Here is a 12,123-nt window from a genome sequence, read left to right on the forward strand (position 1 = left end):
AAGGAGGCCGCGAGTTTATCTCCCTGCCATTGCGACCGCAGCCGTTTAGCCAGCGCTATCTGGGCAGGTGTCCCAGCGTTACCCGATCGCGCAGTTCGAGATCGCGCACGGTTTCCACGCCAACCAGCCCGGCTGCTCGCATCAGCGCCTGCACCTGGGCCCCCTGATCGAAGCCATGCTCGATCAGCAACCAGCCGCCAGGCAGCAGGTGCGCCGGTGCCTGCGCGGTGATGAGGCGGATCGCATCGAGGCCGTCGATGCCCGACGACAGCGCGCTCGCCGGCTCGAAGCGCAGGTCGCCCTCTGCCAGGTGCGGGTCGTCGTCGGCGATGTAGGGCGGGTTGCTGGCGATCAGGTCGAAGCGTGCGCCGGTCAGCGCGGCAAACCAGTCGCCCTGGCGGAACGCGATGTTGTGCAGCGACAGCGCCCGTGCGTTGCTGCTGGCGATCGCCAGCGCCTCGCCGCTCATGTCCGTGGCGATCACCTGCGCATGCGGCCGCTCGAACGCCAGCGCCAGCGCGATGGCGCCGCTGCCGGTCCCCAGGTCGGCCAACCGCATCGGGCCGACATTGGGCAGGCGGGCCAATGCCAGTTCGACCAGCAGCTCGGTCTCCGCGCGCGGGATCAGCGTGGCCGGCCCGACCTGCAGATCGAAGCGCCAGAAGCCGCGCTCCCCGGTCAGGTAGGCCACGGGCTCGCCACGCTCGCGGCGCTCGAGCAGTGCCGCGAACGCCGCGCTGGTATCGGCGTCCAGCTCGTCCTGGGCATGGGTGAACAACCACGTCCGGGAACAGCCCAGCACGTGCGCCAGCAGCAGGTCGGCCTCCACGCCGTCGGGCAATCGGAGGCGGGCATCGCGCAGCAGGGCATCGATGCGCGGCATCGGCGGATTCCATCGGCAGAACGCGGCATCGTACCGCGCAGCCAATGACTGCACGGGCTTGTCGACACGGGGGCAACACCTGGCATGGCTAGCATCGACGCCCCGGCCCGCCCCTGGCCGGCGCCCATCGATAGGCATAGCCTATCTATTCAATCCCATAAATCGATTTGATTGATTTATCGCTCCCCCCTAGCATTGCCGACGTACCCCAACCCCACCCCATCCCCAACCAGAGGATTCCTCCGAATGTCCCTGATCAATTCCGACGTCAAGCCGTTCAAGGCGACCGCCTTCCACAATGGCAAGTTCGTCGAAGTGTCCGACGCCGACCTGAAGAACAAGTGGTCGGTGGTGTTCTTCTACCCGGCCGACTTCACCTTCGTCTGCCCGACCGAGCTGGGCGATCTGGCCGACAACTACGCCGAGTTCCAGAAGCTGGGCGTGGAGATCTACTCCGTCTCCACCGACACCCATTTCACCCACAAGGCCTGGCACGACAGCTCCGAGACCATCGGCAAGATCAACTACCCGATGATCGGCGACCCGACCGGCGCGATCACCCGCAACTTCGACGTGATGATCGAGGAAGTGGGCCTGGCCGACCGCGGCACCTTCGTCGTCGACCCGCAGGGCAAGATCCAGATCGTCGAAGTCACCGCCGGCGGCATCGGCCGCGACGCCTCCGAACTGCTGCGCAAGGTCAAGGCCGCCCAGTACGTCGCCTCGCACCCGGGCGAGGTCTGCCCGGCCAAGTGGAAGGAAGGCGAGAAGACCCTGGCGCCGTCGCTGGATCTGGTCGGCAAGATCTGATCGCTCGACCTGCCTTTCGGAGCATGCCCCCGCATGCCTCGCGGCAGGTGCACGACGATCGGACTCCCCCACCGATCGGCAACACCCGGTCTCCCGCCGGCCAATCACACCCGATTGACCCGGCCTGACCGATAGAGGAAACCGAACCACCGACCCGGACCAGTCAGTCTCGTTCGGGCCGGTGGGATCGGAATCGCGACCCCGACCGCCATCCGGTGCCGTCACGGGTCACGAAACCACCGGATCCGGGCGACCGTCGCCCCGAGCCACCTTGCGACGCCGTCGCGGACGCTTGCACCAGCGGCCCGGCCGGGCCGGAACCCGGCTCCCTCCCCCGACCCTTCCCCCGGTCCGGGCCGCTACTGCAAGCGCCCTTGCGCCCTCCCTCTTCCCTTGCTGGAACCGTCCCCATGCTCGATGCCAACCTCAAGACCCAGTTGCAGGCCTATCTGGAAAAGCTGGTCCAGCCGATCGAACTGGTGGCCTCGCTCGACGACGGCGAGAAGTCGCGCGAACTCGGCGCCCTGCTCGAGCAGATCGCCGCGCTGTCTCCCAAGATCACCCTGGCGCACCGCGACGACGCCGACACGCGCAAGCCGTCGTTCGCGATCAACCGCGTCGGCAGCGACATCGGCGTGCGTTTCGCCGGCATCCCGATGGGCCACGAGTTCACCTCGCTGGTGCTGGCGCTGCTGCAGGTGGGCGGTCATCCGTCGCGTGAGTCGCAGGAGCTCATCGAACAGGTGCGCAACCTCGATGGCGACTATCGCTTCGAGACCTACTTCTCGCTGTCCTGCCAGAACTGCCCCGACGTGGTGCAGGCGCTGAACCTGATGAGCGTGCTGAATCCGCGCATCCAGCACGTGGCCATCGACGGCGCGCTGTTCCAGGACGAGGTCGAGGCGCGCCAGGTGATGTCGGTGCCGACGGTCTACCTCAATGGCGAGGTGTTCGACCAGGGCCGCATGAGCCTGGAGCAGATCGTCGCCAAGCTCGACACCGGTGCCGTCACGCGTGCCGCCGAGCAGATCCGGGGCAAGGCACCGTTCGACGTGCTGGTGGTCGGCGGCGGCCCCGCCGGCGCGGCCGCGGCAATCTATGCCGCGCGCAAGGGCATCCGCACCGGCATCGCCGCCGAACGCTTCGGCGGCCAGGTGCTCGACACCATGGCGATCGAGAACTTCATCTCCGTCTCGCACACCGAAGGCCCGAAGCTGGCAGCGGCGCTGGAACAGCACGTGCGCGACTACGAGGTCGACATCATGAACCTCCAGCGCGCCAGCAAGCTGGTGCCGGCTGGTGCCGACGGTCTGATCGAAGTGCAACTGGAAAACGGCGCCAGCCTGAAGTCGCGCAGCGTGGTCCTGTCCACCGGCGCGCGCTGGCGGCAGATGGGCGTCCCGGGCGAGGCCGAATACCGCAACAAGGGCGTGGCCTACTGCCCGCACTGCGATGGCCCGCTGTTCAAGGGCAAGCGCGTGGCGGTGATTGGCGGCGGAAACTCCGGCGTCGAGGCCGCGATCGACCTGGCCGGCATCGTCAGCCACGTCACGCTGATCGAGTTCGATGGCCAGCTGCGCGCCGACGAAGTGCTGCAGCGCAAGCTGCGCAGCCTGCCCAATGTCGAGGTGATCGTCAGCGCACTGAGTACCGAAGTACTGGGCGATGGCCAGAAGGTCACCGGACTGGTCTACACGGACCGCGTCGGTGGTGACAGCCACCGCATCGAACTCGAAGGCATCTTCGTGCAGATCGGCCTGCTGCCCAATACCGAGTGGCTCAAGGGCACGGTCGAGTTGTCGCCGCGCGGGGAGATCATCATCGACGACCGCGGACAGACCTCGGTACCGGGCGTGTTCGCCGCCGGCGACGCCACCACGGTGCCGTACAAGCAGATCGTGATCGCGATGGGTGCCGGCTCGACCGCGGCATTGAGCGCGTTCGATCACCTGATCCGCAGCTCGGCACCCGCCGAGCAGGTGCGGGTGTCGGCCGCGGCCTGAGCCGCTACCTGCAGCGTGCCGGCTGAAAGCAACGAGGACGCCGCAAGCCCATCCGGTCACGGCGGCGGTCCGCAAAGGACCCCGCACTGCCGCTTCGCACGCACTAGCCATGGAGGTTCCACCGCTTGAACCTGCGCGACCTCAAGTACCTCGTTGCCCTGGCTGACCACAAGCATTTCGGCCGCGCGGCCGCGGCCAGCTTCGTCAGCCAGCCCACCCTGTCGACCCAGATCCGCAAGCTCGAGGACGAGCTGGGCGTGTCGTTGGTCGAACGGGCCCCACGCCGGGTGATGCTGACCCCGGTGGGCCACGACATCGCCGACCGCGCGCGCAAGGTCATCGCCGACGTCGAGCAGATGTCCGAGATCGCGCGACGAAGCCAGGACCCCGAGGCGGGCACGGTGCGGCTGGGCCTGTTTCCCACACTGGGCCCCTACCTGTTGCCGCACGTGGTGTCGCGCGTGCGCCAGCGCTTCCCGCGCCTGGAGCTGCTGCTGGTCGAGGAGAAGACCGACCAGATCCTCGCGCGCCTTCGCGACGGTCGCCTCGACGCCGGCCTGCTCGCGCTGCCGATCCACGACGACCAGTTGCACATCGAGCCGCTGTTCGACGAACCCTTCCTGCTGGCCGTGCCACGCCAGCACCCGCTGGCCGCACGCGACTCGCTGGACCTTCGCGACCTGGACGACCAGCACCTGCTGCTGCTCGAAGAAGGCCACTGCCTGCGCGACCAGGCCCTGGACGTGTGCCGACTGTCCGGCGCCGACGAGCGCGACGGCTTCCGCGCCACCAGCCTGGAGACGCTGCGGCAGATGGTGGCCGCAGGCGTCGGCATCACGCTGTTGCCGATGCTTGCGGTGCAGCCGCCGGTGCCACCCTCGGCCGACATCCACCTGCTGGGATTCAACGATCAGGCCCCGCACCGCCGTATCGCGATGGTCTGGCGGCGCAGCTCGGCCATGGGCGGATTCCTGGCGCAGCTGGCCGGGGAGTTCCGTGCGCTGCCCTCGACCCTGCTCGAGGCACCCCGACCGGTGACCAGGCGCAAGCGCGCCACGCCACCGGCGTGAGCCAGGCCGGGCGAACCCGTACCGGATGAAACCGTGCCGGGCGGGCCTGCCGGGCAACCCCTGCCGCACAGCGCACCACGTCGATCCGCACAGGTCGTCCAGCCGGCCTGGCCAGCGGCGTGATCCAGTCGCCTCACACTCGCCAGCGTTGCCTGCCCGCCGCTTCGACCTGCATGTTCGACCTGCATGTTCGGCCTGCATGGCTGTGCCGGATGGGAATTTCGCGAGATGATCGCCACTCCACGCCGCGTCGTGGCCTGCACGCAGCACGCCACCGCGGCACCACCCCGATTCGATGCCCCCCCATGAGCGGACGCACCTGGTTGATCCTGTTGAGCCTGCTCGCCGTGGCGGGCTGGTGGTTCTCTCCCCAATCACCGCGCGCGGCACGGGTGCCGCAGGCCATCGCCGGAACCACGGCGGGTTGCCGCCTGCCGACGGGACTGCGCGACGAAGCGGAACCACTGCAAAGCCCGGTGCCGTCCTCGCTGTCGCCGTTTCTGCTCAAGGCAGCCACGCTGACGCCGCTGGCCGGCTTCAGCATCGATGCGCGCGTGCTGTCGCGCGAGGACTATTCGCTGGGCCGGGAAGCCGACCTGTCACCCACCGACCTGGCGCTCGGCTGGGGCCGCATGCGCGAGGATGCGGTGCTCGACCAGTTGTCGATCAGCCAGTCCGGGCGTTGGTACAACTACCGCTGGGCCAACCAGCCGCCGCTGCCTCCGTACGAAATCGCCAGTTCCAGCGCCAACATGCACATGATTCCGGCCGACCAGGCCACCGCCGACGCCCTGAAGGACGTGCGCGCCGGCGACCGCGTGCGCATCGACGGATGGCTGGTCGAAGCGCAGGCGCCCGACGGCTGGCACTGGCGCAGCTCGACCCGACGCGACGACACCGGCGACGGCGCCTGCGAAGTGATCTATGTCTGCTCGTTGAGCCGCGCCACGCAGTAGCGGCGGCGCGGCATCGGCCGTCCGCCACCGGGCCGACGGCGGGGCAGGAACTCGCCGATCAGGACACGCCGATCACGTCACGCCTATCACGAGCTCGCGCGTCCGATGGCGTCGGTGGTCTCCAGGTACTCGGATTCGGCCACCGCGGCCGCGCGCCATTCCTGCATGGCCGGCAGCTCCAGCAGCGCGTCGACAAAGTTCGCCGCCTCGGCTTCCAGCGGAACGCCGTAGTCGAACAGCCGCACTGCCACCGGCGCATACATCGCATCGACGATGCCGAACGACCCGCACAGGAACTCCCCTCCGGCGCCGTGCGCCTGGCGCAGCTGCGACCACAGCTGCTGCACGCGCGCGATATCGGCACTGGCAGCGGCGTCCCAGCGGTAGCCGTCCGGGCGTCGCCGGCAGTTCATCGGCAACTGCTCGCGCAACGCGCCGAAGCCGGCATGCATCTCGGCCGCCGCCGAACGCGCGATCGCCCGCGCCGGCAGCGATGCCGGCCACCCGCGCCCATCGAGCCAACGCTCGTTGGCGTACTCGCAGATCGCCAGCGAATCCCAGATCACCAGGCCCTCGTCGTGCAGCGCCGGCACGCGCGCGGTCGGCGACCAGCGACCAACTTCGGCATGGAATTGCGGGGTATCCAGCGACAGCCGATGCTCGTCGAACGCGATGTCGAACACGCGCAGCAACAGCCAGGGACGCAGCGACCACGACGAGTAGTTCTTGTTGCCAATGACGAGGGTGGGCATGACGAGTCCGGGAAAGAAGTGGGTCGCGCAAGCGAGAAACGGAACTCGGGAATCGTAGCGCCGCCGGGACGGATTCGGCTGGTCTCGCGCGTTCGCACGCGGCTGGACGATTCCAGGCACGGCCGGAACCAACGCAGCGCCCCAGCGCCAGACCGACCTGCGAGCCTCCAGCCCTCACCGGGGCGCTGAAACCCTCGGCCCAGGCCCGTGTCGCCTCACGCCGGCAGCCAGCCCTCACCGGCCAGGCCGGGGTCGTCCGCATCGCGTTCCTGTGGTGCCTCGCCCAGCGGCATGGCCTCGACGATCGCCCGCGCCTGCGGCCAGGCCAGATCCGGCACGCAGACCGCCACCACGCCGAACAACGGCAGCTCGCCCATTCCACCCAGCAGTTGCTCGCCTCGCAGGAATACCGGGATGTCCGCGGCCTCGAGCGCGTGTCGCACCAGGTGGGCGTCGATCAGATTGGCGGCTTCGTAGACGACTTTCATTGGTGTGCTCCGCGGCCGATCGACGACCTCGCCCCGAGCATACGCCGTGGCACCCGCATCAGTAGCGCACCAACGCCCGCAGCGGCGACGTCCCCTGCCAGCGCGCGCGACCGGCCAGTGGCTCGATCTCCACCACCACCGCACCGCCGACCACATCGGCCTGCACCTGTTCGAGCAGCGAGCGTGCCGCTTCGAGCGTGCCGCCGGTGGCCAGCACGTCGTCCACCACCAGCACGCGCGCGCCCACCGGCAACGCCTGCTTGGCGATTTCCAGCCGGGCGATGCCGTATTCCAGCTCGTAGTCGACGCCGTAGGTCGGCGGCGGCAACTTGCCTGCCTTGCGCAGTGGCACGAAGCCGCAGCCCAACTCGTGCGCAATCGCCGCGCCGAAGATGAAGCCGCGCGACTCGATGCCGCACACCGCGTCCAGCCGGGCGTGACGCCATGGCTCGGCCAGCGCGTCGATGCACAGCGCCAGACCCTGCGGATCGGCCAGCAATGGCGACAGGTCGCGGAACACGACGCCGGGGCGTGGGTAGTCCGCGATCGCGCGAACCCGGGATTCGATCTCGTGCAAGCAGGCCTCCGTTGTCGGCCCAGCCATCGGCCCGGAGGCGATGGCGTGGCCATGAGTGGCGTGAACTTGAAAGCGTGAAGTCGTGTCGCGCGAGCTTGCGCGACGCACGGCGATCATGCGCCGCATGGCAGCACGGCGGAAGTCCGGGCGCCGCCCCGGCACGCTGGAGGCTGCGTGAGGCCTGGGTGGCCGCCGGCGGGTTCGCGCCCCACCAGGCGCCCCGGCCCGGACAGGAAAGCCGTCGCCGCGAAGCGCCCGCAACGGCCGCTACGGTAGACTCCCGTGTTCTCCAATGCCCGATCCGAGCCGTCCCCGATGTCGACCGAAATCCCCAGCGTGATGCCCGACCCCACCGCTGTCGCCGCCGCGACCGAAACCGTGAGGAACGACTTCATCCGCCAGATCGTTCGCGAGGACGTCGCCAACGGCAAGCATGCCGCGATCAAGACCCGTTTTCCGCCCGAACCCAACGGCTACCTGCACATCGGGCATGCCAAGGCGATCTGCCTGGACTTCGGCATCGCCCGCGAATTCGCCGGCCGCTGCAACCTGCGCCTGGACGACACCAACCCGGCCAAGGAAGACCCGGAGTACGTGGTCGCCATCCAGGACGACGTGCGCTGGCTCGGCTTCGAGTGGAACGAGCTGCGACATGCCTCGGACTACTTCGAGGTGTTCTACCTGGCCGCCGAGAAGCTGATCCGCCAGGGCGACGCGTTCGTCTGCGACCTCTCGGCCGAAGACGTGCGCGCCTACCGCGGCACCCTCACCGAGCCAGGCCGCAACTCGCCGTTCCGCGATCGCACGGTCGACGAGAACCTCGACCTGTTCCGGCGCATGCGCGCGGGTGAGTTCGACGACGGCGCGCGCACCCTGCGCGCCCGCATCGACATGGCCAGCGGCAACATCAACCTGCGCGATCCGGCCCTGTACCGCATCAAGAAGGTCGAGCACCAGAACACCGGCAACGCCTGGCCGATCTACCCGATGTACGACTACGCGCATTCGCTGAGCGACGCCTGCGAGGGCATCACCCACTCGCTGTGCACGCTCGAATTCGAAGACCACCGCCCGCTCTACGACTGGTGTGTTGACCGGGTCGACCTCGCACACTCGCCCGAGCTGCTCAAGCCGCTGACCGACAAGGGCCTGCCGCTGGAAGCCAGCAAGCCGCGCCAGATCGAGTTCTCGCGCCTGAACTTCAACTACCTGGTGATGAGCAAGCGCAAGCTGCTGGCGATGGTCAACGACGGCCTGGTCAGCGGCTGGGACGATCCGCGGATGCCCACCCTGCAAGGCATTCGCCGCCGCGGCTACACGCCGTCGGCGCTGCGGCTCATGGTCGATCGCGTGGGCATCAGCAAGCAGAACTCGCTGCTCGACATCTCCATCCTCGAAGGCGCCTTGCGCGATGACCTCGATGCCGCCGCGCCGCGCCGCATGGCCGTGATCGATCCGCTCAAGCTGGTGCTGACCAACGTGCCCGAAGGCACCGAAGAAACGCTGACCTTCTCCAACCACCCCAAGGACGATGCGTTCGGCGAACGCAGCGTGCCGTTCTCCCGTGAGCTGTGGATCGAGCGCGAGGACTTCGAGGAAGTGCCGCCGAAGGGCTTCAAGCGCCTCACCGTGGGCGGCGACGTGCGCCTGCGCGGCGCCGGCATCATCCGCTGCGACGAGGTCGTCAAGGACGCCGACGGCGCGATCCTCGAGCTGCGTTGCACGCTCGACCCGGAATCGCGTCCGGGCATGGAAGGCGCCAACCGCAAGGTCAAGGGCACCATCCACTGGGTGAGCGCGCCGCACGCGGTGGCCGCCGAGATCCGCCTGTACGACCGCCTGTTCGTGGTTGCCGATCCGGACAACGACGAGGGCGGCAAGACCTACCAGGATTACCTGAATCCGGATTCGCGCCGCACCGTCACCGGGTATGTCGAACCGGCCGCGGCCAGCGCGAACGCCGAACAGTCGTTCCAGTTCGAACGCCTGGGCTACTTCGTCGCCGATCGCAAGGACCACCGCAGCGACGCCCCGGTGTTCAACCGTAGCGTCACCCTGCGTGACACCTGGGCCGGCAAGGCCTGACGGAAGCGCGCGTCCGGCGCGGTCGCCAGCCATGCCACGCCGCCGGAGATCCGGCGGCGATGCACCACCCGTCGTGCCGTTACCCGGCACAGACGGGTGGCCCAGCACGTGCACTGCCACCACCAGGAGAGCCAACATGCCTGTGCAAATCACTCCCGCAAGTCGCAAGACGCGTGTCGTTGCCGCCGTGATGTCGCTGCTGCTCGCTCTGGCTGCCTGCACCCAGTCCGGCCCGCCGGCGGCCTCTGCCAACACCGCCATCGGCACCGCGCAGGAAGAGGTGCCGCCGCCCGCCAAGCCGGCAACCGATACGCCGCCCCAGGAATCGCAACCGCCCGCATCCGATCCGGCGATGACGCCGCGCGACATCGGTTCGATGGGCGACGCGGTCCCTCCGCAGCGCGCCGCTGACCCAGCGAAGCCCACGCCGCCGGCATCGCCGGAATCACCGGCGTCCGGAACACTGGCGTGCAACTCCGATTCGGAATGCACGATCAAGAACGTCGGCAGCTGCTGCGGAGCCAAGCCGGCCTGCGTGCACGTCGACGCGCCGGTGGACCCGGAAGGCGTGACCGCCAAGTGCGCGCGCGACGGCATGGCCTCGATCTGCGGGTTCGAGGAAATCACCAGCTGCCAGTGCGTCAACCACGAATGCCAGGGCAAGGGCTCGGCGATGGAGGTCCACTGATGCTGTATGCCCAGGTCCACCTGACGCTGCCCGCCTGGGTGCACGAAGCGGTCGACACCGGCGTCGCCTACCCCTCCGACGAGGACAAGGTGGCCCTCGCCATCGAACTCTCCCGCCGCAATGTCGATGCCGCCAGCGGCGGACCCTTCGGCGCGGCGGTGTTCGACGCCGCCGACCGCATCGTCGCGGTCGGCGTGAACCGCGTGTTGCCGCACAACTGCTCGGTCGCCCACGCCGAGATGATGGCCTACATGCTTGCCCAGCAACGCACCCAGCGCGCTCGCCTCAACGAGTCCGCGCCGGGCGTGGCCGACGGCCCGATCACGCTGGCCACCTCGTCGCAGCCCTGCTGCCAGTGCTACGGCGCCACGGTCTGGGCCGGCATCGATCGGTTGCTGATCGGTGCGCGCAGCCAGGACGTGGAGACGCTGACCGAGTTCGACGAAGGCCCGTTACCGGCCGACTGGATCGGCGAACTCGAACGTCGCGGCATCGCCGTGCGGTGCGACGTCCTGCGCGAGAGCGCCTGCGACGTGCTGCGCAACTACGGCCAACTCGGCGGCGCGACATACTGAACCCGGCGGGCCGGAACGGCCGCCACATCGCGCGCTGGCTCTTCCGGCGCGCCGCATTCCCGCCTTCACCGCAGCCGGAAAAGCCGGCGTCACCGGAAGCATCGTCATGAACCCTGACGCCCCGATCCCCAATGCGTCGAACGCCGACGCGCTGTTCTGCTGGTGCCGCGCCGGCTTCGAGCCCGACCTCGCCGCCGAGCTCAACGAACGCGCGGCGCTCGCCGGCTTCCCCGGCTATGCGCGCACCGAGCGTGGCAGCGGCCACGTCGAATTCATCTGCGAAGACGCGGCCGGCCTGTCGCGCAAGCTGCCGTTCGCGGACCTGATCTTCGCCCGGCAGAAGCTGCTGCGCATCGCCGACCTGCGCGGCCTCGACCCGCGCGACCGGATCGCCCCGATCGTCGCCGCGCTGGAAGCCCAGATCACCACCGGCCGCGCACTGGCGACCTTCGGCGAGCTGTGGGTCGAGCACCCCGACTCGGACGAGGGCAAGCCGTTGGCCGGACTGGCCCGCAGCTTCGGCAACGCACTGCGTCCGGCGCTGCGCAAGGCCGGCTGGCTGACCGCGCGCGACGACATCACGCGGCCGCGCCTGCACATCGCGTTCCTGGCCGGCGACCACGCCGTGGTCGCCATCGGCGATCCCGCCGACGGCTCGCCCTGGCCGCTGGGTATCCCGCGCCTGCGCATGCATCCCGACGCGCCCAGCCGCTCGGCACTGAAGCTTGAAGAGGCGCTGCTGACCTTCCTCGACGACGACGAACGCGAGCAGCGCGTGCGCGACAACATGCAGGCTGCCGACCTTGGCGCCGCACCTGGCGGCTGGAGCTGGGTGCTGATGCGCCACGGCATGAAGGTCACGTCGGTCGACAACGGCCCGCTGCGCCAGGCGCTGCTGGACAGCGGCCGGATCGATCACCTGCGCGAGGACGGCTTTCTCTGGCAGCCCCGCCGCACGCTCGACTGGATGGTCTGCGACATGGTCGAGCAGCCACGCCGCGTTGCCGACCGCATGGCGATGTGGTTCCAGCAGAACTGGTGCCGGCAGGCGATCTTCAACCTCAAACTGCCGATGAAGAAGCGCTGGGAAGAAACGCGCATCTGCCTGGAAGCGTTCGAACACCAATGCCATCGCCAGATGACGATCCGTGCCCGTCAGCTGTATCACGACCGCGAAGAGATCACCGTCTACGCGACCGTCGCGCCGCGCTGAGCCAGGCGTACGCCTGGCGCGGG

Annotated in this window: 12 protein-coding genes; 8 read left to right on the plus strand and 4 right to left on the minus strand. The window is 68.9% G+C overall.

The features are described 5' to 3' along the window. Positions 1 to 55: 55 nt before the first annotated feature. Entirely contained in the window at positions 56 to 883 is an 828-nt protein-coding gene (prmC, locus tag EER27_RS07010) for a peptide chain release factor N(5)-glutamine methyltransferase (RefSeq protein ID WP_123087334.1), read from the minus strand. Positions 884 to 1,129: 246 nt separating this feature from the next. Between prmC and ahpC the strand changes: the two genes are divergently transcribed. From ahpC to EER27_RS07030, 4 genes are all read left to right on the plus strand, one after another. Next, positions 1,130 to 1,693, plus strand: coding sequence for an alkyl hydroperoxide reductase subunit C (gene ahpC / locus EER27_RS07015; protein WP_123087335.1), 564 nt, complete (start codon positions 1,130 to 1,132; stop codon positions 1,691 to 1,693). 410 nt (positions 1,694 to 2,103) lie between these two features. After that, positions 2,104 to 3,696: an alkyl hydroperoxide reductase subunit F gene (ahpF, locus tag EER27_RS07020; protein WP_123087336.1), complete on the plus strand. Its 1,593-nt coding sequence runs from the start codon at positions 2,104 to 2,106 to the stop codon at positions 3,694 to 3,696. A gap of 125 nt (positions 3,697 to 3,821) precedes the next feature. After that, positions 3,822 to 4,766 (plus strand): LysR substrate-binding domain-containing protein, encoded by a 945-nt coding sequence (locus EER27_RS07025; protein WP_123087337.1) that lies wholly within the window; start codon positions 3,822 to 3,824, stop codon positions 4,764 to 4,766. Between the two features lie 305 nt (positions 4,767 to 5,071). Then, the gene (locus EER27_RS07030; protein ID WP_123087338.1) at positions 5,072 to 5,722 is read left to right on the plus strand and encodes a hypothetical protein; all 651 of its coding nucleotides are present in this window, start codon (positions 5,072 to 5,074) and stop codon (positions 5,720 to 5,722) included. Positions 5,723 to 5,808: 86 nt separating this feature from the next. On the opposite strand, the gene EER27_RS07035 is transcribed toward EER27_RS07030, so the two are convergent. The 3 genes from EER27_RS07035 to EER27_RS07045 form a co-directional block, all read right to left on the minus strand. Then, a complete protein-coding gene (locus EER27_RS07035) occupies positions 5,809 to 6,474 on the minus strand; it encodes a glutathione S-transferase family protein (RefSeq protein WP_123087339.1) in 666 nt (221 codons plus the stop codon). 215 nt (positions 6,475 to 6,689) lie between these two features. Further along, complete coding sequence (locus EER27_RS07040; RefSeq protein ID WP_123087340.1) at positions 6,690 to 6,962, minus strand: putative signal transducing protein; 273 nt, start codon at positions 6,960 to 6,962, stop codon at positions 6,690 to 6,692. 58 nt (positions 6,963 to 7,020) lie between these two features. Next, the gene (locus tag EER27_RS07045; protein WP_123087341.1) at positions 7,021 to 7,566 is read right to left on the minus strand and encodes an adenine phosphoribosyltransferase; all 546 of its coding nucleotides are present in this window, start codon (positions 7,564 to 7,566) and stop codon (positions 7,021 to 7,023) included. 312 nt (positions 7,567 to 7,878) lie between these two features. Between EER27_RS07045 and EER27_RS07050 the strand changes: the two genes are divergently transcribed. The 4 genes from EER27_RS07050 to rlmM all read left to right on the plus strand — a co-directional run bounded on the left by EER27_RS07050 (position 7,879) and on the right by rlmM (position 12,100). Further along, a complete protein-coding gene (locus tag EER27_RS07050; protein ID WP_123087757.1) occupies positions 7,879 to 9,624 on the plus strand; it encodes a glutamine--tRNA ligase/YqeY domain fusion protein in 1,746 nt (581 codons plus the stop codon). Between the two features lie 136 nt (positions 9,625 to 9,760). Continuing rightward, complete coding sequence (locus EER27_RS07055) at positions 9,761 to 10,312, plus strand: hypothetical protein (RefSeq protein ID WP_148040975.1); 552 nt, start codon at positions 9,761 to 9,763, stop codon at positions 10,310 to 10,312. Next, the gene (locus EER27_RS07060; RefSeq protein ID WP_123087343.1) at positions 10,312 to 10,887 is read left to right on the plus strand and encodes a nucleoside deaminase; all 576 of its coding nucleotides are present in this window, start codon (positions 10,312 to 10,314) and stop codon (positions 10,885 to 10,887) included. The genes EER27_RS07055 and EER27_RS07060 overlap by 1 nt, the downstream gene beginning before the upstream one ends. 106 nt (positions 10,888 to 10,993) lie before the next feature. Further along, positions 10,994 to 12,100 carry a 23S rRNA (cytidine(2498)-2'-O)-methyltransferase RlmM gene (rlmM, locus tag EER27_RS07065; protein WP_123087344.1) on the plus strand — a complete coding sequence of 369 codons (1,107 nt, stop codon included), beginning with the start codon at positions 10,994 to 10,996 and terminating at the stop codon, positions 12,098 to 12,100. Positions 12,101 to 12,123: the final 23 nt, after the last annotated feature.

Origin of the sequence: Montanilutibacter psychrotolerans (genome assembly GCF_003719825.1) — a bacterium.
GTDB classification, from domain to species: Bacteria; Pseudomonadota; Gammaproteobacteria; order Xanthomonadales; family Xanthomonadaceae; genus Montanilutibacter; species Montanilutibacter psychrotolerans.